Origin of the sequence: Streptomyces sp. NPDC091416 (assembly GCF_044756845.1) — a bacterium.
Taxonomy (GTDB): domain Bacteria; phylum Actinomycetota; class Actinomycetes; order Streptomycetales; family Streptomycetaceae; genus Streptomyces.
This window is the reverse complement of sequence record NZ_JBIVTU010000001.1, coordinates 233,807-256,756: the sequence shown is the minus strand read 5'-3', so window position 1 is coordinate 256,756 and position 22,950 is coordinate 233,807. Positions and strand designations below refer to the sequence as shown.

General features: G+C 72.1%; 12 protein-coding genes. 11 read left to right on the top strand and 1 reads right to left on the bottom strand.

The features are described from left to right. The first annotated feature begins 37 nt into the window (after positions 1-37). The 11 genes from ACIQMX_RS00870 to fxsT (ACIQMX_RS00820) all read left to right on the top strand — a co-directional run bounded on the left by ACIQMX_RS00870 (position 38) and on the right by fxsT (ACIQMX_RS00820) (position 18,933). On the top strand, positions 38-1,057 hold the full coding sequence (locus ACIQMX_RS00870; protein ID WP_363066203.1) for a MoxR family ATPase: 1,020 nt from the start codon (positions 38-40) through the stop codon (positions 1,055-1,057). Positions 1,058-1,064: 7 nt separating this feature from the next. Beyond that, on the top strand, positions 1,065-4,595 hold the full coding sequence (locus tag ACIQMX_RS00865) for an SAV_2336 N-terminal domain-related protein (RefSeq protein ID WP_402474208.1): 3,531 nt from the start codon (positions 1,065-1,067) through the stop codon (positions 4,593-4,595). A gap of 156 nt (positions 4,596-4,751) precedes the next feature. Next, complete coding sequence (gene fxsA / locus ACIQMX_RS00860) at positions 4,752-4,943, top strand: FxSxx-COOH cyclophane-containing RiPP peptide (protein WP_363066201.1); 192 nt, start codon at positions 4,752-4,754, stop codon at positions 4,941-4,943. 316 nt (positions 4,944-5,259) lie between these two features. Further along, a complete protein-coding gene (locus ACIQMX_RS00855; RefSeq protein WP_402474205.1) occupies positions 5,260-6,417 on the top strand; it encodes an FxsB family cyclophane-forming radical SAM/SPASM peptide maturase in 1,158 nt (385 codons plus the stop codon). Beyond that, the gene (locus ACIQMX_RS00850; protein WP_402474203.1) at positions 6,414-7,805 is read left to right on the top strand and encodes an aKG-HExxH-type peptide beta-hydroxylase; all 1,392 of its coding nucleotides are present in this window, start codon (positions 6,414-6,416) and stop codon (positions 7,803-7,805) included. The genes ACIQMX_RS00855 and ACIQMX_RS00850 overlap by 4 nt, the downstream gene beginning before the upstream one ends. Before the next feature lie 81 nt (positions 7,806-7,886). Then, the gene (gene fxsT, locus ACIQMX_RS00845; protein ID WP_402474201.1) at positions 7,887-10,880 is read left to right on the top strand and encodes an FxSxx-COOH system tetratricopeptide repeat protein; all 2,994 of its coding nucleotides are present in this window, start codon (positions 7,887-7,889) and stop codon (positions 10,878-10,880) included. 70 nt (positions 10,881-10,950) lie between these two features. Then, on the top strand, positions 10,951-11,364 hold the full coding sequence (locus ACIQMX_RS00840) for a CU044_2847 family protein (RefSeq protein ID WP_402474199.1): 414 nt from the start codon (positions 10,951-10,953) through the stop codon (positions 11,362-11,364). Further along, complete coding sequence (locus ACIQMX_RS00835) at positions 11,361-12,305, top strand: AAA family ATPase (protein WP_402474197.1); 945 nt, start codon at positions 11,361-11,363, stop codon at positions 12,303-12,305. Before ACIQMX_RS00840 ends, ACIQMX_RS00835 begins: the two co-directional genes overlap by 4 nt. Before the next feature lie 7 nt (positions 12,306-12,312). Next, on the top strand, positions 12,313-14,250 hold the full coding sequence (locus ACIQMX_RS00830; RefSeq protein ID WP_402474195.1) for a hypothetical protein: 1,938 nt from the start codon (positions 12,313-12,315) through the stop codon (positions 14,248-14,250). Continuing rightward, positions 14,243-15,520 carry a CHAT domain-containing protein gene (locus ACIQMX_RS00825; protein WP_363066187.1) on the top strand — a complete coding sequence of 426 codons (1,278 nt, stop codon included), beginning with the start codon at positions 14,243-14,245 and terminating at the stop codon, positions 15,518-15,520. The genes ACIQMX_RS00830 and ACIQMX_RS00825 overlap by 8 nt, the downstream gene beginning before the upstream one ends. Before the next feature lie 413 nt (positions 15,521-15,933). Next, entirely contained in the window at positions 15,934-18,933 is a 3,000-nt protein-coding gene (gene fxsT / locus ACIQMX_RS00820) for an FxSxx-COOH system tetratricopeptide repeat protein (RefSeq protein ID WP_402475554.1), read from the top strand. A gap of 73 nt (positions 18,934-19,006) precedes the next feature. Here fxsT (ACIQMX_RS00820) and ACIQMX_RS00815 read toward each other — a convergent pair whose 3' ends face one another. Beyond that, entirely contained in the window at positions 19,007-22,825 is a 3,819-nt protein-coding gene (locus ACIQMX_RS00815) for a multifunctional oxoglutarate decarboxylase/oxoglutarate dehydrogenase thiamine pyrophosphate-binding subunit/dihydrolipoyllysine-residue succinyltransferase subunit (RefSeq protein WP_402474193.1), read from the bottom strand. Positions 22,826-22,950: the final 125 nt, after the last annotated feature.

Sequence of the window (22,950 nt, the reverse complement as noted above, 5' to 3'; positions counted from 1 at the left end):
TGGCCGCCCGCAGGCGAGTGACAACGAGGAACACGCTATGAGTGAACCCAGCGAGTGGCTCATCTACCGAGGCATCGGCGAACCGCACGACGAGGTGGCGCAGCTGCCCCCGCCTCCGCCCTGGCGCGATTTCGCCGGTGCGTCCGGCGGAGCGGACGGGGCCGAGTCGGCCGACCGCCGCCTCGGGATTCCCGGGCGCATCGCCGATGAGCACCGGCCCGGGGCCGAGGAACTCGAAATGATCAACGCCGCGCTGTACCTGAGGCGTCCGCTGCTGGTCACCGGTGACCCGGGCGCCGGCAAGAGCACCCTGGCCCACTCCGTCGCGCGGGAGCTGGAGTTCGGCAAGGTGCTGCGCTGGCCCGTCGTCAGCCGCACCACGCTGCTCGACGGCCTCTACCACTACGATGCCATCGCCCGGCTGCAGGACGTGCAGATCGCCTCGCACGCCTCCGCCGGCGGCGGGGCCGGGGCGGACTCGGCCCAGAGCGTGGGCAGTTATATCCGTCTGGGCCCGCTGGGTACCGCGCTGCTGCCCTCGGACCGGCCGCGGGTGCTGCTCATCGACGAGCTCGACAAGAGCGACATCGACCTGCCGAACGATCTGCTCAACGTCCTGGAGGAGGGCGAGTTCGCCATCCCCGAACTGGAACGGATCGCGGACCGGCTGCCCGACGGCGAGGCGGACGTCCTCGACCACGACGGCAACAAGGTGCGGATCAAGGGCGGCCGGGTGCAGTGCCGGGCCTTCCCGTTCGTGGTGCTGACCAGCAACGGGGAACGGGACTTCCCCGCCCCGCTGATGCGCCGCTGCATTCACCTGGAGCTGGGCCGCCCCGACCACAAGCGCCTGGCCGCGTTCGTCAAGGCCCACCTCGGCGAGGAGGCCGCCCGGTCCAGCGAGGACCTCATCACGCTCTTCCTGGAGCGCTCGCGCAGCGAACTCCTGGCCACCGACCAGTTGCTGAACGCGATCTACCTCACCCAGACGGCGGCCCCGACCGGCCGCGACCGGCTCGCCGACCTGCTCATCCAGCGACTCGACCGGCCGAGGTGACGCGCTGATGCGTGCGGCGGACGGGACGCCCGGGGCCCCAGAGGGCCGGGGGCCGGACAGGGCGCCCGAGCCGGAGGGCCCGGCGCCCGGTGCGGGCGTGAGCCGTGCGGCATCCGGTGCCGACGGCGCGGGCCCGGACGGACCGGCGCCCGGTGAGGGGCAGTTGGCGACACTGGTCGCCCGCCTGCGCGGAGCCGGGCTCGACCCCGACGTGGAGCAGCTGTGCGACGCGCTCTGGCTGGCCCGGTGGACCCGCAGTGCCGACGAGCCCGCAACGGACCGGGACGGGCCCGGGGAGCCGGAGGCGTTCTCGCCGGAGCCGCTCACCGATGAGCCCGCGCCTCCCGCCCGCACCGGAACGGGGGCCACGCCGGGGAGAGACGTTCCGGACGCGGGCGAGGAGGCCCCGCCCGAGAAGCCGCGCGGGCCGAGCGGCGACGGCAAGATCTCCCTGTACCCCCTCCCGGGCCGGGCGGACGCGCCCCACGGCGACGACCGCGGATCCGGCCGGCAGCCCCGGGCGGGCGCCCCCGACACCGCGCTCACCTTCGGCGTGCCCGCCGCCCCCGTGCTCCCCGCACCTCTCGAACTGACCCGCGCGCTGCGGCCGTTGCAGCGCTACCATCCCGCCTCCGCGCCGCTGCGGCGCGCCCTGGACGAGACGGCGACCGCTGAACGCAGCGCCCGGGCGGGCGGCATGATCATGCCGGTGTTCCGTGGCATCCGCCGGGGCGACGCCATCCTCCAGTGCGTCATGGACGCCTCCTCCTCCATGCTGGTGTGGGACCGGATGTTCCATGAGCTCCAGCGCATATTCGCCCAGTTGGGCGCCTTCCGTGATGTCCAGGTGCGCTATCTGCACCAGGGGCCCGACGGCGGATGCGCGGTCAGCCGCAGCTCCGACCCGGCGGCGGGACCGCTGCACTCCGCGGACCGGCTCAGCGATCCGACCGGGCGCCGGGTCACCGTCGTGATCAGCGACTGCGCCGGACCGCTCTGGCACAGCGGGCGCGCCCACCGGCTGCTGCACCAACTGGCAGGCCAGTCCCCGGTCGCGGTCCTGCAGCCCCTGCCGCAGCGCATGTGGAGCCGGACCAGGCTGCCCGTCACCTTCGGCGCCCTCTCGCGGGGCGACGGCCCGGCCGGAGCGGCGCAGCTGAAGGTCACGGAGGACGCCGGGACGGGCCCCGCCGTCCACCCCGGAGCGCTGGCCGTCCCGGTCCTCCCGCCGACGGCGGACGCGCTCGGGGCCTGGGCCCGGCTGCTCTCCGGCACCGGTGCGGCCCGGATCGACGGGGCGGTCGGCTGGGTGCGGGCCGACCAGCCGGCGGCAGCGGCCCAGCGGTCCGGCGGACCGCTCTCCTCGCTCCAGCTCGTCAGCCGCTTCCGCTCGGTGGCCTCACCGGCCGCCGGGCAACTGGCCGTCCATCTGGCGGCCGCCCCCCTCTACCTCCCGGTGATGCAGCTCGTGCAGCGCACGATGCTGCCCCACTCGGGACCTTCCGAACTGGCCGAGGTGCTGCTCAGCGGACTGCTCAGCCGCGCCGACGGTGGTGGCGGCCGCGGGCAGTGGTACGCGTTCGAGCCCGGCGTCCAGGACGCACTCCTCGGACCGCTCGGGCGTGACGAGGCCCTCCTCGTGCTGAAGCACTGTTCGCAGTACATCGAGCAGCGGTTCGGCAAGAGCGGCCCCAATTTCCCCGCGCTCGCCTTCGCCCAGCTCGGGGACGGCACGCTGCACGGCGCACGGACCGGCGCCATGACCCGGACCCGGCCCGGTGACGGGGCCCCGGACACCGCGGCGGGCGAGGAGAACGGCGGCGACGAGCCGGACGGGATCGGGGGCGAGGAGGACGAGCCGGGCGACGGCCTGGGTGTCCCGCACGCCTTCGCCGAGGTCGCGGCCCGCGTGCTGGAGCGCTTCATGCCCGTACCCCCCGGGTTCGTGACCCGGGAGCCCGCCGACGGGACGGGCCTCCCGGAAGCCGGTACGAGCCCCGCCGTGGAACAGGCCCGCGAGCTCGTGCGGCAGTTCGAGGCGGACAAGATGGTGCAGCGCCTGATCGACGCCGTGCAACTGCTGAGAGGAGCCGCCGGGAACAGCCCGCAGGCCGCCGCGGATCCGGAGCTCTCGGCCGCGCACGCCCGGTGTGCGCTGAGGCTCTGGGAGGTGCGGGGCGGTGACGATCTCCTCGGCGAGGCCAGGAGCGCCGCCGAACGGGCCGTGGCCCAGCCCGGCGCCGTACGCGAACGCGCGGTGCTGGCCCAGGTACTGCACGCGGCGGCCGACGACGCGCGGCGGCGGGGGGACCGGCGCGGCGCCCTGGACCTTCTGCGGCGCGCCGAGCGCGAGTACATCCTCGCCTGCGCGGCCCCCGGGCTGGAGCCCGCCGACGCCCTGCGGCTCACCCTGGAGCGGGTGCGGGCGCTGGAGGCGCAGTGGCGGCTCGACGGCGACAGCGCCCTGCTCCAGAGCGCCTGCGGGATGCTGGAGGCCTTCGCCGATTCCTGGCCCGACCAGGAGAACCGCCCGGCCTCGCTGCCGCTGCAGCACGGCAGAACGCTGCTGAAACTGGCCGGTGCCACCGAGGATGCGGAACAGTCCCGGGAGTACGCACGCCAGTCCGCCCGCTCCCTGCGCACGGCGTTCACCCAGGGCGGCGGACACACCATGGGCACCGAGAACCGCATCGTGCTGGATCTCGTGGACGCCGTGCTCGCCTCGGGCGAGGAACCGGACGAAGCCGCGGCGCTGACCGGCCAGGCCCTGGAGACCGTACGCGAGCAGCGGCAGCGCGCCCAGTTGCAGACCCGGGCCGGGCGGGTCCGGGCGGCCCGCTACGAACACACCGGTGACCCGGCCGAACTCGTCGCCGCCGCCGACTGGTTCGCCCGCGCCGCCCGCGGCACCCCGCGCGACTCGCGGGCCCACACCGACCTGCTCGCCGAGTGGGGGGCCACGCTGCTGCGCCGCGCCGAACTGCCGGACGGCGGCGGGTACGTCGGCGCGGCCGTGCGGGTACTGCGTGACTGCCGGTCCGAGACGCCCGCGGGCGGCGCGCACCAGTCCGAGCGGCTGCTCATGCTCGGCCGGGCCCTGATGCTGAGGCACCGGGCGGGCGCGGACCGGGTCGACCTGCGGGAGGCGGAGCATCTGCTCAGGCTGGCGGCGCAGGAGGCGGCGGCCCCGCTGACCGCGGCCCGCTGCTGGCTGGAGCTGGGCCGGGCCTGCCTGGAGGCCGCCGACGTACTGGACCGGCCGGCCCGCCGCGATGACGCGGCAGAGGCCTTCCGGTCGGCCGCCGAGTCCGCCGCGGAGGCAGAAGCGGAGCAGATGAGTCCACAACAGCTGCAAGAGGCTGTGGAGTTGGGTGCTACAGCCAACCACTGGCGGGGTAAGACCTATGAGAGTGCCGGGCGCCCCCGGGCCGCGCGGGACGCGTACCGGGCGGCCCGTCAGGAGTGGCGGAAACTGCCGGACGGCGGCGGCGCGGCGGGGGAGTCGACCGCCGCGCGGCTGGCCGAGCTGGAGCGCTGAGTGCTCAACGGCGAGCACAGGGCGTTGCGTGACCGGTGACGCCCGGTGTGATCCACACGAAGGGCCCGAGGCGGGTCAGGGACGCGGGACCGGCGGTGTGCGCTCAACGGCGAGCGCGGGCGCGGCGGTTCCGGTGCTGCACTACGGGGAGGCGTGATGAGCGAGTCGACACGTAAGGACGAGGCGGGGGCGAGCGGCGTGGCCGGGGAGCTGCCGGATCTGCTGGGCCTGGATCTGGAGTCCCTGCGGACGCTGGACCACCCCGTGCTGTCCGAGGTGGTCGCGGATCTGCGCGGCCGCGTCGAGCAGCCGCGGGAAATGCTCTGGGGATTCAACAACGCCTTCTGAGGCGGGGCCCCGCCCCGCAGCCACGCGGTCCGGGCCGCCGACGGCCGCGGCGGGGAGTCCCGCAGCCACCCGGTCCCCGGCGCAGGGCCCCGCAGCCACGCGGTCCGGGGTGCCGACGACCACGACCTCACCGCCCGGGACCGGCGGGCCCCCGCCGGGCGACGCGGGGGCCCTGCGGCCCGGGCAGCCGGATCCGGGATCCGTCCCGGCAGACGCACAGCACGGGGGTGCCCGAGTGGCCCGACCAACGACGCCGCGGCGCGCGCAGGAGGCGGCACGCCCGCAACCGGCCCCGCCCTCCCCGGAGGCCGCCCCCGTGCCCTTCGGGCAGTTCATCGTGAAGGTGCACGGCCGCTGCAACCTCGCGTGCCGCTACTGCTATCTCTACGAGGGCCCCGACACGACCTGGCGGACCCGCCCCGCCGCCGCCTCGCCCGAGGTCCTCGACCGCACCGCGGACCGCATCGCCGAACACGCGGCCACCCACCGGCTCCGTCATGTCGCCCTCGTCCTGCACGGCGGCGAACCCCTCCTCGCCGGCCCCGAACGGCTCGCCGCACTCGCCGGCCGGTTGCGTGCACGGGTGCCCGCCCACTGCACCGTCCACGCCACCGTGCAGACCAACGCCACCCTGCTCACCGACGCCGGCGCCACCACGCTCGCCCGGCACGGCATCCGCATCGGCATCAGCCTGGACGGCGGCCTGGCCGCACACAACACCCTGCGCACCGACCACGCGGGCCGCCCCTCCTGGCCCGCCGCCTCGCGCGGCGCCCGGCTGCTCGCCGACCGCCACCCGGAGGCGTACGCGGGCATCCTCACCGTCGTCGACCCGCGCACCGACCCAGTGGAGATGTACGAGTCACTGCTCGCCCTGCGCCCCCCGGCCCTGGACCTCCTGCTGCCGCACGGCAACTGGACCAGTCCGCCACCGGGCCTGGCGGACCGGGCCGGTCCGCCCACCGGCCCGCGACCGGGCCGCGCCACCCCGTACGGCGACTGGCTGTGCGCCGTCTTCGACCGCTGGTGGCCGGCCGCCCGGCGGGAGACCCGGATCAGGCTCTTCGAGGAGTGCGTCGCCCTGCTCCTCGGGCTGCCCGCCGCCACCGAGTCACTCGGCCTCGACCCGGTCAACGCGGTCGTGGTCGAGACGGACGGATCGATCGAACAGGTCGACTCCCTCAAGTCCGCCTACGACACCGCCGCCGCCACCGGACTCGACGTCTTCCGCCACACCTTCGACGACGCCCTGCGCCACCCGGGCGTCGCCGCCCGCCAGGCAGGAGCCGGCGCCCTCGCCGCCGTCTGCCGCGCCTGCCCGCTGCTGAACGTCTGCGGCGGCGGTCACTACGCCCACCGGTACCGCGCAGAGAACGGCTTCGTCAATCCGTCCGTCTACTGCGCCGACCTCGACCGGCTGGTCCGCCACGTGGCGGACCGGCTCGCCGACGCAACCGCAGGAGACCCCCCATGAGCTCCGCCGTCCCCGACCGCGCCCTGCGCGAACTCGGCCGCACCGAAGGCACCGCCGACACGCTCGGCCTGCTCGTACGCGACCAGGACACCCGCCGTCTCGTCCTTCTCCGGGCCCTGCTCGACGCGGCGGCCGCGGCGCCCGCGACCGTGTGCCCACCTCCACTCCTCGACCGGCTGCACACGGACTGGGCGCTGCTCGAAGCCGCCGAGCGCACCGACCGGGCCGCCGTGCGCGCCGTGCTGTTCCACCCCATGACGGGCCCCTGGGCGGAGGGCCTCCTGGCCGGTCTCACCCGGCAGACCGCGGCGGGCCCTGGCCTCCTCACCGGCCTGGCCCACCTGACCGCCCTCGCCGCAGCGGCCGCGATCCGCGCCGGGATGCCCGTCACCGCCCGGCTCACGGCCCACGGCGGACAGCTCGCCCTGCCCACCCTCGGGGCGGTGCGCGCCGAGGACGGACCGGCCGACATCGCCTTCGAGTACGGCGAGATGACCGTCCGGCCGGCCGGCGGACCACCCCTGACGGTACGGACCCAGCCGGACGCCACCCTGACCTCCGCCGACCCCCGCTGGCTCCCGGTGCTCATGCTGCACCCCGTGCTGCCCGGCACCGGCCCCGTGCCCCTGGACGACGTCGATCCGTACCGCACCCGTGGAACAGGCCTCGAACGGCACGGACTGAGCGCGGCCACCCATGTCGACGACCAGGAACGCAAGGCCTGGATCGCGTCCTGGGCCGGAGTCGAACCGCTGCTACGGCTCGGCGGCGAGCACCGGCTCACCGAAGCGGCGGTGCTGCTGCGCTGCCTCGTCCCGCTCGGCCCGCCGCCCGGCTCGGGGCCCACCGGGGAGGCCGCGGCCCACTGCAGCGGCACCCGGCGCGAGGCCTTCGGCGCGGTCCTCAGCAGCAAGCCCGCCACCCCCGCCTACTTCGCCTCGACGCTCGTCCACGAGCTCCAGCACACCAAACTCGCCGCGCTCGGCGCCCTCGTCCCGCTGCACCACGAGGACGCCACGCCCCGCCACTTCGCCCCGTGGCGCGCCGACCCCAGGCCCTTCGACGGACTCCTCCAGGGCGCCTACTCGCACCTCGCGCTCGCCGACTACTGGCAGCGGTTCGCGCTCGGCGCCCGACGCGTCACCCACCGCGACCTGGCCTGGGCCGAACATGCCCGCTGCCGCCAACAGGTCGGGGCCGTACTGCCCGTTCTGGCCGGATCGGCCCTGCTGACCACCGAGGGGCGCGTGCTCGTCAACGAGATGATCACGCTCTACCACCGTCTGGAGGATTCGCCGCCACCCACGGGTCACCTGGCGCGCGCGGACGCGTACGTGAACACCACGAGGGTGATATGGCAGCAGAGGAACGGATCGCCCAGGACCTGAGCAGCCAGGTGATTCCGGCCGGAGCGAGTACGCCCCGGTGTATCGTGAAAAGGCTCGCAACGATGTCAGGGAGACGGTTGAATGCCCGGTACGCGTAAGCAAGTTGGAGCAATCGGGGCGCAGACCGTCACCCTCAGTTTCGCCGGGTTCAACCGGGCCTGGGCGGCGTGGATCGCGGACCGCCTGGAGCGGCGTGGAGTGACGGTCGTCCAGCAGCGCTGGGACCCCCAGGTGGAGGTTCCGCTGGAGGACGCGCTGCAGGATCTGACGCTCTCCCGCGGCCGGGTCCTGGTCCTGCTCAGCGACTGGTACTTCCAGCTCGGCCCGCGCAGCCACGAGGAGTGGAACCGGGCCCTGCGCGAGGTCGTCGCCCCCGACCCCGACCGGTTCGCCGCGGTCTCCATCACGACCTCGGCCCTGCCCGGCGCCACCTCCGTGTTCGGCGCCGCCGACCTGACCAACGTCGGCGCGGTCGAGGCCGAACGCCGTCTGCTCGTCCGCCTGGGCCTGCCCACGAACGCGCTGCCCGAGGACAACGAGACCCGGACCGGGCCCCGCTTCCCGTTCGACACCCCCGAGGTGTGGGGCGGGGTCCCGCGGCGCAACACCCGCTTCACCGGCCGCGAGGACCTGCTCAGCAAGGCCTACCAGGCACTCCAGGACGCCGGGACCGGCGCGGGCGTGGTGGCGCTCCACGGCATGTCCGGAGTCGGCAAGACACAGTTGGCCGCCGAGTACGTGTACCGGTTCGGTTCCGAGTACGACGTGGTGTGGTGGGTGCCCGCGGACCGGCGTGCGCTCTACCGGCAGAAGCTCGCCGAACTCGCCCCGGAACTCGGCCTGTCCACCGGCGCCGAGTACGGCGAACGCCTCCGCGCGGTCCGCGACGCGCTGCGCCGCGGCGACCCGCACGGCCACTGGCTGCTGATCCTGGACGGCGCGGACGAACCCGACCAGATCTGGGACCTCGTCCCGACCGGCCCCGGACACGTCCTGATCACCTCACGCAACCCGGAGTGGAGCGAGCACAACAGCAACCTCGTCGAGGTACCGGTCTACGAGCGCGAGGAATCGGTCGCCTTCATCCGCCGCCGCGCCCCCCGCCTCACCCACACCGAGGCGGACCGGCTCGCCGAGGCGCTGGAGGACCTCCCACTGCTGCTCGACCAGACCGCGGGATGGCTCAACGACTCCGACATGTCCGTCGAGGAGTACATCGACCTCCTCGCAGGCGGCATCGACCAGGACGTCGTCAAGGTCTCCGCCGACTTCCCGCTCGCCTTCCAGACCGCCTGGTCGATACTGCTGAACAAACTCCGCGACACCGTCCCCGAGTCCGTCGACCTGCTGCGCCTGTGCAGCTTCTTCGCGCCCGGATCCATCCCCGTACGGCTGCTGAAGGAAATGCCGTCCGGGGAGCTGCCCGAACAGCTCTCGGGCCTGATGAACGACCCGTTGCTGTGGAACAAGGCGATCGGCCAGCTGCGCCAGTACTCCGTGGTCCGCCTGGAGTCCCACGACTCGATCATCGACGACGCGTCCTCGGGCGAGTCGATCTACCTGCACCGCATGGTCCACCAGATCGTCCGCAAGGACATGCCCGACCAGGACCGCCGGGAGTTCATCGACGTCGTACGCCGCGCCCTGGCGGCGGCCGACCCCGGCCGCCCCACGGACACCCGGTCGTGGCCCACGTACGCCGAGATCACCCCGCACCTGAAGTGGGCCGACGTCCTGCGCAGCACCGATCCCGCGGTGCAGAGCCTGGTGCTCAACTGCCTCCGCTACATGTACCTCTCGGGCGAGTACCGGGCCGGGATCAAGCTGGGCGCGCGTGCCATGGACGCCTGGCGGGAGCTGCTGGGCGAGAACCACCCGCGGGTGTGGGACCTCAGCTACCACTACGCGAACCTGTTGCGGGCGGTCGGTGACTACGCCGGAACGGAGGCCATCGAGCGGGCCGCTGTCGACCATCTGCGGGCCGAGCGGGGCGCGCAGGACCTGGAGCATCTGCGCGCGGCGGGCGGTCTGGCGGCCGATCTGCGGGGGCTTGGGCGGTACGAAGAGGCCCACGAGATGTCCGAGTGGATCCTGGGCGCCTACCGGGAGCTGCTGGGGGAGCAGGACTCGCGCACGCTGAACGCGCAGAACAACCTGGCCATGTCGCTGCGTCTGCTGGGCCGGTACAAGGAGGCGCTGGAACTCAACCGGCGCACCCTGGACGCGCGTCGGCAACTGCTCCGCCACCGTCACAGCTGGACGCTCTACTCGGAGATCAACTACGCCACCGACCTGCGTCTGCTCGGCCGGTACGACGAGGCCGAATCACTCCAGACCCAGAGCGCCCGGGTACACAGCATCGTGATGGGCCAGGACAACCCGCAGACCCTGCGGGCCGAGCACAACCTCGCCCTCTGCCGGTACCGGACCGGCAAGCGGAGCGAGGCGGCGGAGCTGTTCACCCGGGTGCTGGAACGGGGCGAGCGGGTCCTGGGCGAGACCGACCCGCTGACCATGATGTTCGCGGCCAGTCAGAGCTTCTTCGCCCGGGAGCACGCCGACATCGACCAGGCCCGGGCCATAAGCGAGAAGGTCGTGAGTGGATATGTCGACATGCTCGGCGAGGAGCATCCGTATGTCGCAGGCACCCGGGCGAACCACGCCCTGATCCTGCGCAACGTCGGTGAGCGCGACCAGGCGCACCACCTCCTCGAGGAAGTGCTCACCGAGATGGGCCGGGCCGTGGGTGAGAACCACCCCTGGACCCTGGGATGTGCGATCAACGCCTCGGCGCTGCGGAATCTCGTGGGCGACCCGGAGTCCGCCGCCGCGCTGACGGACGCGATCAGCACCCGGGCCATCGAGGCGCTCGGCCGGACCCACCCGCTGACGCTCTCCGCGCGCATCGCGCACGCGGCGGACCTGCGAGGTCTCCGCGACCTGCGGCATGCGGACAAGGTCGAGTCGGAGGCGCTGGACGACCTGGGGAAGACCTTGGGCGCGCAACACGTCCACACCGTTTCGGCGCGGTCCCGCGTCCGGCCCTACTGGGATTTCGAGCCTCAGATCATCTGATCCGCAGAGATATTGATATGCCGTCAGTAACCTTGTGTGGCAGGGCAATTGAGCAATCCAGGGGGAGCGCATGGCGGTAGTGGTGGGTTCAGTGGCACCCGGCGAGGACGGTCCGATACCGGTCGTGGTGGACGCCGAGGCGTACACCGCGGCCCAGGCGCCCGTCACTGATGCCGACTCGTTGTACGGGAGCGTGGACACCCGGGACGGCGCCGGTGCCGCCCGGCGCGCGCTGGGGGCGGCCGGCGATCTGTACGGGGACGGCCTCGACCTCGCCCGGCGCTGCGCCTCCCAGGCCATGCGCAGGCTGGGCGACCTCGGCGACGGGCTGCGGCCCGACGAGGTCGAACTCCAGGTCGGCATCACCTTCGAGGCGGGTATGGCCGCCGTGGTGAAGGCCGGTGCGGAGGCGCAGATCCAGGTCACCTTCCGCTGGCAGCCGGGGCGCGAGGAGCAGGCGACCGCGGTGGTGGCCCCGTCGTGAGCGGGGCGGCCGGGGGGACGCCTGCTCCCATTCTCCCGTACAGCCGTGTCGTCGGGCAGGGCGAGCTGAAGCTCGCTCTGGAACTGAACTTCATCGCTCCCGGCATCGGCGGTGTCCTCATCGCGGGGCAGCGTGGCACGGCCAAGTCCACCGTCGTGCGCGCCTTCGCTCTGATGACCGGCGGCAAGCTGCCCGTCACCCTGCCGATCAACGCCACCGACGACCGGGTCCTCGGCGGCTGGGAACTGGACGCGCTGATGCGCGGCGAGGTGAAGCGGCAGCCGGGACTGCTCGAAGAGGCCCACGAGAAGGGCCTGTTGTACGTCGACGAGGTCAACCTCCTCGACGACCACATCGTCAACATCATCCTCGACGTGGTCTCCACCGGCGTCCTCTCCGTCCAGCGTGAGGGCATCGACACACAGACCCATGTCTCCTTCGGACTCGTCGGCACGATGAATCCCGAGGAGGGCAGCCTGCGGGCCCAGCTGCTCGACCGGTTCGGGCTGATGGTGACCGCGGCCGAGCTGGACATCGAGGAACGCCAGCGGATGATCACCACCGTGCTCACGTTCGAGGAGGAGCGGGACATTCCCGGATCCGCCTGGCTGCGGACCGCCGAGGAGGAGAACCGGCAGCTGCGCAACGGCCTGCTGGCAGCCCGCGACCGGCTGAAGTCCGTTCGGCTGGACGCGGGCATCGGCGAGCTCTGCGCCGAAGCCGCCGTCCGTACGAGGGCTGTCGGACAGCGCGGCGACCTGCTGGTGGCCAAGGCCGCACGGGCGCTCGCAGCCAAGGAGGAGGCGCCGCAGGTGGAACCCCGGCACGTACGCCGGGTCCTGCCGCTCGCCCTGCGCCACCGCAGGCCCGACTCCGTCCACGGGTCGGAGCTGAGCTGGGGGCAGGACGAGGAGACCGCGCTCGACGAGCTGTTCGGCTAGGCAGCGGATGTCCACCGGGCCGAAGCCGCCCCAGGAACCGGGAGACCCGGGTGAGCCGGAAGACGTCTCCCGACGGCTGCTGGCCGCACTCGTCTGCTCCGCCCTCGAACCGTCCCTCACGGGCGTTCTGCTCTTCGACCTTCCGCCCGAGCATTTCTCCGCCGTCGCCAGGGTTTTCGCCCAGGTGCTGGGTCGGGCCGCCGGGCAGGATCAGGGCCTCACCGTGCCACAGACGGTTCTCGACGCGGCAACGGTCGACGAGGAGCTGTGGATACGTCCCCGAGTGCGCCGTAGCGGCCAAGGCATCGAGTTCAGCTTCGGGCCCGGACCGCTGGTCGAGACGGATGACGCTCCGCAACTCGTCGTCGTGCCCGATCTGGCCCGGCTGAGCGTCCCGGGCATGCGGGCGGCCGTCCAACTGCTCGGCGCGGACACCGCCACCCTCGAACACTCCGGCATCCGGCACCGCTGGCGGCCTCGTGCCCGCTGGCTGGCCTGCTGCCGGTCCGAGGACGCCGAACTCCTCTCCCCCCACCTGCTGGACCGCTTCCCTCTCCGCCTGGCCGTCCCGGATCTGCGGCCGGAGCCGGGCTCCGACCCTCTCGGCGCCCTCCCGGCCGACTGGGCCGCTGCCCTCGACCCGTCAGCCCCGCGTCCCCGTACCGTGCTCACCGATGAGCTCGCCCCGGCGGTGCTTGAGTATCTGGCGGACCAGGAGAGCGGCGGACAGCGCCGTGCGCTCGCGCTGGCCCGGATCGCCCGCGCCCTGGCCCGCCTGGACGGTGCCGGGTCTGCCGCGGCCGACGGTGTGCCGCTCGGAAGCCCGCTCCAGGTCACCGCCGGCCACGTCGGCCGGGCCGCCCGGCTGATCAGTCTGCGCTCCCTCTCCTCTGTGGCAGCCCCGCCCGACGAGGCCCCGGTGCAGGACGCACCCGAGCGCCCCGATCCGGGGCGCGACCTGTACCGGCCCGAGCCCCGGACTGGGACGGAGCGGGGCACGGAGCCGGGTATCCCCGTACACGACCCCGAGTCAGCGGTCCCGCTGGGACAGACCCCGGTGGCCGGGGAGCGGCCGGCCCCGGCTGCCCCGTACCCGGAGGACATCACGGGCCCGGGACCCGGCGGGGCCACCCTGCGCATCCCCACCCGCCGGGCGGTGGGCGCCCGGGCTTCCCGGGGACCTGTCGTCGGGGTGCGGCGCGCCCGTGACCTGTGGGACCTGGCCATGGTCCGCACCGCGATGGAGGCCGCCAAGCACCGGGCGCGCCGGGGCGGCAGCGGCCCGCTGGTGATTCTTCCGCAGGACCTGCGCGGCTACGTCCGGGCGCCCGAACCGGTCAGGATGCTCACCCTCCTGCTCGACCACACCTGCCGCGGGGACCAGGACTGGTCCGCGACGCTCGAACCGTTCCTGCACTGGGCCTATGTCACCCGGGCCGCGGTCCATGTCGTCGAGGTCGGCGGCGCGGGAGAGGCGAACGAGCTGCGGGCCGGCGGGTTCACGGCCCGTTCCACTCGCGACCCCCGTATCGCGGCCGCGCTGGCCCGCCCGCCGGGCAGGGCCACGCCCCTCGCGCACGGGCTCGACCGGGCCGCGCACGCGCTGCGGCGCACCTTCCGCCACCATCGCGCCGGGCTCGTCGAGGCGCTCCTGGTCGCGGTCACCGACGGCCGGGGCAACGTTCCGCTGGCCATGAGCCGTGCGGGCAGGCAGGACCGGGTTCCGGTGCGACGGGCGGGCGTCGACGACGCGCTGGCCGTGGCCGCACGGATCCGCGCAATGGACCGGAGCCGGCTGCACTGCGTGGTCGTCGACCCGGGCCGGCACCCGTACACCCGGCTCCCGGCCGCGCTGGCCGAGGCTCTCGGTTGCGGAGTCGTCGCGGTACAGGGGGAGCGGGAGCCGTGGGCGGACGACGAGCGGCGGGCGGCCCGGCATGGTTGAGGACCGCCTGCGTCTGCTCCGGGGCCTGGTCGCATCGGCCGCTCAGGCATTGCCCGGGCAGCGGGCCCGGTTGCCGGAAGGGGTGCGTACGGCAGCACCACGGCGCCTGGGGGCCGCCCCCGTGCACGCCGGGCGGGCACCCGACGCGGCGCATGCCACCATCCTCGTCCAACGCGACAGCAACGGACGGCGGGACGCCTTCGGGGTCAAGGCCTGGTGCCGCGGCGTGGACACGTTCCCGTACACCACGGGTGCGGGTTTTCTCCGCCCCTTCGACATCAGCCTCGGTCATGCCCGCCGGGGCGGCACAGCGCCGTCCGAACTGTTCAAGTCCATCGAGCGCTGGTCGGGGTACCAGCATCTTCTGACGGAATGGATCAACCGGTGCAGGCGGGCCCACGGCGACGCACTGCAGATCGTCATCCTCGACGAGACCGGCTTCGACCTGCCGTGGGAGGCACTCATCCTGCCCGCGGCACCGGAGGACGAGCTTCCCGGCGGGCCGCTGGGCGCGCTCGTCGACCTGGCACGCTGGCTGGCCCGCTTCCCGATCAGGCCGACCGCGCCGAGCGGCGCGGTCGTCGGCTTCTTCCACCGCGACATGGGTGGGGACCAGGAGTTCTTCCAGGAGTACGAGCACCGGCCGTATTTCGGCATCGAGACCTTCCTCCGCAGCCTCGACGACGTTCCCGCGAAGCCGACCGGTCTGGTCTACATGGGCTGCCACGGCACTTTCGACCACGAGAACCTCGGCAAACTCACCCTCGCCGACGCGACGTGGGCGGACTACCAGAGACTCGACATGCGGGTTCTGCGGGAGGAAGAAGCGCTGGTCTGCCTCAACGCCTGTCACTCCGGGCGCCTCGTCGACTACGACGGGGACGGCCTGGAGGGGCTTCGGGGCTTCACCCAGGTCTTCCTGGAGAAGGGTGCGGGCGGCTGCATCGTCTCGGCCGGAGAGGTCGGCGACACCGAGGCCAGGATCATGATCCGCCGGATCGTCGACACCGTGACCGAGGATCCGGACCGGCCGGTGGCCCGTGCGCTGCGCACGTTTCGGGCCGACGTCCACGCGACGTTCGCCGCAGGCGGCAGCGACGTCCCGATGATGGTGCGGGACGACGGCATGTTCGACGCGGAGCGGCAGGGAAACGTCCTGCGTGTGCTGTACAGCCTGATGTTCCAGTACTACGGGCACCCGCTCAGTACGGTGCGTCTGAACGGGCGCGCTCCCAAGCATGTGGTCAGGGCGGAGGCCGACGCGTCGTGACCCGGGACGAACGACCCCTGCTGATCGAACCCGTCGTGGGCTGGCTGCCCGAGGTCGAACCCGGCCTCGTCCAGTGCGTCAGCGTCGACCTGCACGGCCCGCTCGACAGCTGGGGCGAGCCGGACCCCGAAGCATGGCCGTACGACGAGGAGGAGCAGGCCTTCAGCGTCTCCCTGGAAGGGTTTCCCTACTTCGTCTGCGAGGTGCTCGACGACCCGGGACTCGTGCTGCACCGCTTCGGTGGCACGTACGGACCGGCCACGTTCCTCGTCACCGCGGGATCCGCCACCGGCGACGCCGTCCTGCGGCTGACCATCTTCAACCAGTGGGGTGCGTCGGTACGCAAGGCTGAACTCCCCTGTGTCATACGGGAGTCGGAAGGGCCCGCCGGCAGACCCGATCCCGGTCACAGAATTCCGGGAACGCCCGTCCCCCGCCCCGAAGCACCCGCCCGCTTCGATACGAGCGTGACCCTCAGTTTCGCCGGGTTCAACCGGGCCTGGGCGGCATGGATCGCGGACCGGCTGGAGCGGCGCGGGGTGACCGTGCACCACCAGCGCTGGGCCCCTCCGGTCGAACAGCCGCTGGAGGAGGCACTCGGGGACCTCACGCTCTCCCCGGGCCGGGTCCTGGTCCTGCTCAGCGACTGGTACGTGCAGCTGGGACCGCGCAGCCACGAGGAGTGGAACCGGGCCCTGCGCGAGGTCGTGGCGCCCGATCCCGGGCGCTTCGCCGCGGTCTCGCTCACGACCTCCGCGCTGCCGGGCGCCACCTCGGTGCTCGATGCGGCGGACCTCACCGGTATCGGTGCGGACGAGGCGGAACGAAGACTTGTGGCGCGCTTGGGGCTGCCCGCCGACTCGCCGCCCGACGGCGCCGCTCGGACCGTGCCCCGTTTCCCGGGCGACGTGCCCGAGGTGTGGGGCGGGGTCCCGCGGCGCAACATCCGCTTCACCGGCCGTGAGGGACTGCTGCCGGTGGTGTACGAGACGCTGCACAACGCCGGGACCGGGGCGGGCGTGGTGGCGCTCCACGGCATGTCCGGTATCGGTAAGACGCAGTTGGCCGCCGAGTACGTGTACCGGTTCGGTTCCGAGTACGACGTGGTGTGGTGGGTGCCCGCGGACCGGCGTGCGCTCTACCGGCAGAAGCTCGCCGAACTCGCCCCGGAACTGGGCCTGTCCACCGGCGTCGAGTACGGCGAACGCCTCCGCGCGGTCCGCGACGCGTTGCGCCGCGGCGACCCGCACTCCCGCTGGCTGCTGATCCTGGACGGCGCGGACGAACCCGACCAGATCTGGGACCTCGTGCCGACCGGGCCGGGGCATGTCCTGATCACCTCCCGCAATCCGGAGTGGAGCGAGCACAACAGCAACCTCGTCGAGGTACCGGTCTACGAGCGCGAGGAGTCGGTCGCCTTCATCCGCCGCCGCGCCCCGCGCCTCACCCACACCGAGGCGGACCGGCTCGCCGAGGTGCTGGAGGACCTGCCGCTGCTGCTCGACCAGACCGCGGGATGGCTCAACGACTCCGACATGTCCGTCGAGGAGTACATCGACCTCCTCGCGGGCGGCATCGACCAGGACGTCGTCAGCGTCTCGGGGGACTTCCCGCTGGCCTTCCAGACCGCCTGGTCGATACTGCTGAACAAACTCCGCGACACGGTCCCCGAGTCCGTCGACCTGCTGCGCCTGTGCAGCTTCTTCGCGCCCGGCTCCGTCCCCGTACGGCTGCTGAAGGCGATCCCGCCGGATGAACTGCCCGCTCGCCTCACGGGTCTGATGAACGACCCGTTGCTGTGGAACAAGGCGATCGGTCAGCTGCGCCAGTACTCCGTGGTCCGCCTGGAGTCCCAGGATGTGATCACCGGCGACGCGTCCTCGGGCGAGTCGATCTATCTGCACCGCATGGTCCATCAGATCGTCCGCAAGGGTGTGCCGGACGGGGAGCAGCGGGAGTCCGCCGACGTCGTACGCCGCGCCCTGGCGGCGGCCGACCCCGGCCGTCCCTCGGACACCCGGTCGTGGCCCGCGTACGCGGAGATCACGCCACACTTGAAGTTCGCCGACGCTCTGGGTAGTACGGATCCGGCAATGCACAGTCTGGTACTCAACTGCCTCCGCTACATGTACCTCTCGGGCGAGTACGGCGCCGGGATGAAGCTGGGCGCGCGTGCCATGGACGCCTGGCGGGAGCTGCTGGGCGAGAACCATCCACGGGTGTGGGACCTCAGCTACCACTACGCGAACCTGCTGCGGGCGGTCGGTGACTACGCCGGAACGGAGGCCATCGAGCGGGCCGCCGTCGACCATCTGCGGGCCGAGCGGGGCGCGCAGGATCTGGAGTACCTGCGTGCGGCGGGCGGTCTGGCGGCCGATCTGCGGGGTCTTGGGCGGTACGAAGAGGCCCACGAGATGTCCGAGTGGATCCTGGGCGCCTACCGGGAGCTGCTGGGGGAGCAGGACTCGCGCACGCTGAACGCGCAGAACAACCTGGCCATCTCGACGCGGCTGCTGGGCCGGTACGAAGAGGCCCTGGAGCTCAACAGGCGCACCCTGGAGGCGCGTCGGCAACTGCTCCGCCACCGTCACAGCTGGACGCTCTACTCGGAGATCAACTACGCCACCGACCTGCGTCTGCTCGGCCGGTACGACGAGGCCGAATCACTCCAGACCCAGAGCGTCCGGGTGCACAGCATCGTGATGGGCCAGGACAATCCGCAGACCCTGCGGGCCCAGCACAACCTGGCCCTGTGCCTGTACCGCTCGGGCAGGCGGAGCGAGGCGGCGGAGCTGTTCACCCGGGTGCTGGAACGGGGCGAGCGGGTCCTGGGCGAAGCGGATCCCCTGACCATGATGTTCGCGGCCAGCCAGAGCTTCTTCGCCCGGGAGCACGGAGATATCGACCAGGCCCGGGCGACAAGCGAGAGGACCGTGAGTGGATATGTCGGCATGCTGGGTGAGGAGCACCCTTATGTCGCGGGCACGCGTGCCAACCATGCCCTGATCCTCCGCAACATGGGCGAGCGGGACCAGGCGCACCATCTGCTGGAGGGAGCGCTGACCGATATGGGCCGGGCCGTGGGCGAGAACCATCCCTGGACCCTGGGCTGCGCGATCAACGCCTCGGCCCTGCGGAATCTCGTGGGCGACCCGGAATCGGCCGCCACCTTGATGAACGCCGTCGTCACCCGGGCCATCGAGGCGCTCGGCCGGACCCACCCGCTGACGCTCTCCGCCCGCATCGCACACGCGGCGGACCTGCGCAGCCTGCGCGACCTGCGGCGTGCGGACAAGATCGAGTCGGAGGCGCTGGACGACCTGGCGAAGACGCTGGGCGCGCACCACGTCCACACCGTGTCGGCACGGTCCCGTGCCCGGCCCTACTGGGACTTCGAGCCACAGACCATCTGAGGACGGCACAGGCCGAAGGCCCGCCCCCGCGATCATCTCGCGGAGCCGGGCCCCCGGTTCAAGAACGTGCCGGTCAGGCCTCGAAGACCTCCGCGACCAGCTGTGCCTGCTCGGCCTGGTGGCGCTTGGCCGAGCCGACCGCGGGGGACGAGCCGCGCGGCCGCGAGATGCGGCGCAGGCGCTCACCGTGCGGGACGTCGGCGCCGACGGCCAGGTCCAGGTGGTCGATCAGGTTCAGGGCGATGAACGGCCACGCGCCCTGGTTGGCCGGTTCCTCCTGGGCCCACAGGTACTTCGCCGCGTTCGGGTACTTGGCGATCTCGGCCTGGAGCTCCGCACCCGGCAGCGGGTACAGGCGCTCCAGACGGATGATCGCGGTCTCCGTGTCGCCGCGCTTCTGGCGCTCGGCGTCCAGGTCGTAGTAGACCTTGCCGGCGCAGAAGACGACCTTGCGGACCGCACTCGGGTCGACCGAGTCGTCGCCGATCACCGGGCGGAAGCCGCCGGTGGTGAACTCCTCCGCCTTCGACGCCGCCGCCTTGAGGCGGAGCATCGACTTCGGGGTGAAGACGATCAGCGGCTTGTGGTGCGGGTTGTGCACCTGCCACCGCAGAAGGTGGAAGTAGTTCGACGGCAGGGTCGGCATCGCGACCGTCATGTTGTCCTGCGCGCACATCTGGAGGAAGCGCTCCGGGCGGGCGGACGAGTGGTCCGGGCCCTGGCCCTCGTAGCCGTGCGGCAGCAGCAGCGTGACGCCGGAGGTCTGGCCCCACTTCTGCTCGGCCGAGGAGATGAACTCGTCCACGACGGTCTGCGCGCCGTTGACGAAGTCACCGAACTGGGCCTCCCAGACGACCAGCGACTCCGGGCGGGCCAGCGAGTAGCCGTACTCGAAGCCCATCGCCGCGTACTCGCTGAGCAGCGAGTCGTAGACGTTGTAGCGGGCCTGCTCGTCGGTGAGGTAGAGCAGCGGGGTGTAGTCCTCGCCGGTCACCTGGTCGACGAGCACCGCGTGGCGCTGGCCGAACGTGCCGCGGCGGGTGTCCTGGCCGGCGAGCCGGACCGGGGTGCCCTCCATCAGCAGTGAACCGATGGCCAGGGTCTCGCCCATGCCCCAGTCGATCGTGCCGTCCTCCACCGAGGCCGCACGACGCTGCATCTGCGGCATCAGGCGCGGGTGGACGGTGATGTGGTCCGGGATGTTGACCTGCGACTCGGCGATCCGCTTCACGACCTCCTGGGAGATCGCGGTGGTCACGGCCACCGGGAACTCTGCCTGGGGGTCCGAGACATGCGGCTGCGCCGGGTGCGAGGTGGCCTCGCGGACCTCCGCGAACACCTTCTCCAGCTGACCCTGGAAGTCCTGGAGCGCCTGCTCCGCCTCTTCCAGCGTGATGTCGCCACGACCGATGAGGGACTCGGTGTACAGCTTGCGCACCGAGCGCTTCTTGTCGATCAGGGTGTACATCTGCGGGTTGGTGAACTGCGGGTTGTCGCCCTCGTTGTGACCGCGGCGGCGGTAGCAGATGAGGTCGATCACGACGTCCTTGTTGAACGCCTGACGGAACTCGAAGGCCAGTCGGGCGACCCGGACGACGGCCTCGGGGTCGTCACCGTTGACGTGGATGATCGGCGCCTCGATCATGCGCGCCACGTCGGTGGCGTACATCGAGGAGCGCGAGGACTCCGGGGCGGCCGTGAAGCCGACCTGGTTGTTGATCACCACGTGCACGGTGCCGCCGGTGCGGTAGCCGCGCAGCTGCGACATGTTGAGCGTCTCGGCGACGACGCCCTGGCCCGCGAAGGCCGCGTCGCCGTGGAGCGCGACGGGCAGGACGGTGAAGTCCGTGCCGCCCTTGTTGATGATGTCCTGCTTGGCGCGGGCGATGCCCTCCAGGACCGGGTCGACCGCCTCCAGGTGCGAGGGGTTGGCGGCCAGCGAGACCTTGATCTGCTCGCCGTCCAGACCGGTGAAGGTGCCTTCGGCGCCCAGGTGGTACTTGACGTCGCCGGAGCCGTGCATCGACTTCGGGTCGAGGTTGCCCTCGAACTCCCGGAAGATCTGCGCGTACGACTTGCCGACGATGTTCGCCAGCACGTTCAGCCGGCCGCGGTGGGCCATGCCGATGACGACCTCGTCGAGGCGGGCCTCGGCGGCGGAGTCGATGACCGCGTCGAGCAGCGGGATGACGGACTCGCCGCCCTCCAGCGAGAACCGCTTCTGGCCGACGTACTTCGTCTGCAGGAAGGTCTCGAACGCCTCCGCGGCGTTCAGCCGGCGCAGGATGCGCAGCTGCTCCTCGCGCTCGGGCTTGGGGCGCGGACGCTCCACCCGGTCCTGGAGCCACTTGCGCTGCTTCGGGTCCTGGATGTGCATGAACTCGATGCCGGTGGTGCGGCAGTACGACTCACGCAGCACACCGAGGATGTCGCGGAGCTTCATCATCGTCTTGCCGGCGAAACCGCCGACCGCGAAGTCCCGCTCCAGGTCCCACAGGGTGAGGCCGTGCTCGGTGATGTCCAGGTCGGGGTGCTTGCGCTGGTGGTACTCCAGCGGGTCGGTGTCGGCCATGACGTGGCCGCGGACCCGGTAGGAGTGGATCAGCTCGAAGACCCGTGCGGCCTTGGTGACGTCGTCGTCGTGCGAGGCGTCGATGTCCTTGAGCCAGCGGACCGGCTCGTAGGGGATGCGCAGCGCCTTGAAGATCTCGTCGTAGAACTCGTTCTCGCCGAGCAGCAGCTGGGAGAGGATCCGCAGGAACTCGCCGGAGGCGGCGCCCTGGATGACCCGGTGGTCGTACGTCGAGGTCAGCGTCATGACCTTCGAGATGCCCAGCTTGTTCAGGGTGTCCTGCGACGTGCCCTGGAACTCCGCCGGGTAGTCCATCGCGCCGACGCCCATGATGAGGCCCTGTCCGGGCATCAGGCGGGGCACCGAGTGAACGGTGCCGATGCCGCCGGGGTTGGTCAGCGAGGCGGTGACTCCGGTGAAGTCGTCCATGCCGAGCTTGCCGTTGCGGGCCCGGCGGACGATGTCCTCGTAGGCCTGCCAGAACTCGAAGAAGTTGAGCGTCTCGGCCTTCTTGATGGCCGCGACGACCAGCTGGCGGTCGCCGTTCGGCTTCACCAGGTCGATGGCGAGGCCGAGGTTGACGTGCTCCGGCTTCACCAGGGTCGGCTTGCCGTCCTTGGTGGCGAAGGAGTAGTTCATCGCCGGCATGGCCTTGAGGGCCTGCACCATCGCGTACCCGATGAGGTGCGTGAAGGAGATCTTCCCGCCGCGGGCGCGCTTGAGGTGGTTGTTGATGACGATGCGGTTGTCGAAGAGCAGCTTCACCGGGACGGCGCGGACGGACGTGGCCGTCGGCAGCTCCAGCGAGGCGTTCATGTTCTTCGCGACAGCGGCGGAGGGGCCGCGCAGCGTCACGTACTCCGGGCCGGCAGGTGCCTCGGCGGCCGGGGCGGCGGGAGCCTTCGCGGCCGGAGCCGGGGCGGCCTTCGCCGGTGCGGCCTTCACCGGAGCCGCCGGGGCGGCGGGTGCGGCCGGAGCGGGCGCCGGGGCAGCGGGCGCGGCCGGAGCCTTGGCCGCGGGTGCGGCCGGCGCTGCCGGAGTGTTGTTGGCGGCCGGTGCGGTGACGGCCGGGGCCGCGGGCACCGCAGCCCCCGCGGCTGCGGCGCCGGGAACGGGCTTGTCCGCCGTGCCGGACGTACCCGGCTTGTAGTCGGCGAAGAAGTCCCACCAGGCGCGATCGACCGAATTGGGATCCTGGAGGTACTGCTGGTAGATCTCGTCGACGAGCCACTCATTGGGGCCAAAAGCGGCAGCCGGGTTCGTACCCGGGCTGGCTTGGTCGGTGGAGATGCTCGAGTTACTGGGGGACTGAGACGACACGGCGGCAACCGCCCTCTTCCGCTTCACAAGGTGATGGACAGCGGAAATCAAGGCTACGCCTCCCCGGCCGTTCCTTGCAGGCCGGGCCGGTCTTCGTCGTGCAAGTCACATCGAAAGTCGGGTTT

Coding starts and splice junctions, on each gene's coding strand:
- fxsA (WP_363066201.1), top strand. CDS start 4,752: ATGAGCGAGTCGACACGTAAGGACGAGGCGGGGGCGAGCGGCGTGGCC.
- ACIQMX_RS00850 (WP_402474203.1), top strand. CDS start 6,414: ATGAGCTCCGCCGTCCCCGACCGCGCCCTGCGCGAACTCGGCCGCACC.
- ACIQMX_RS00870 (WP_363066203.1), top strand. CDS start 38: ATGAGTGAACCCAGCGAGTGGCTCATCTACCGAGGCATCGGCGAACCG.
- ACIQMX_RS00865 (WP_402474208.1), top strand. CDS start 1,065: ATGCGTGCGGCGGACGGGACGCCCGGGGCCCCAGAGGGCCGGGGGCCG.
- ACIQMX_RS00825 (WP_363066187.1), top strand. CDS start 14,243: ATGGTTGAGGACCGCCTGCGTCTGCTCCGGGGCCTGGTCGCATCGGCC.
- fxsT (WP_402474201.1), top strand. CDS start 7,887: ATGCCCGGTACGCGTAAGCAAGTTGGAGCAATCGGGGCGCAGACCGTC.
- ACIQMX_RS00840 (WP_402474199.1), top strand. CDS start 10,951: ATGGCGGTAGTGGTGGGTTCAGTGGCACCCGGCGAGGACGGTCCGATA.
- ACIQMX_RS00830 (WP_402474195.1), top strand. CDS start 12,313: ATGTCCACCGGGCCGAAGCCGCCCCAGGAACCGGGAGACCCGGGTGAG.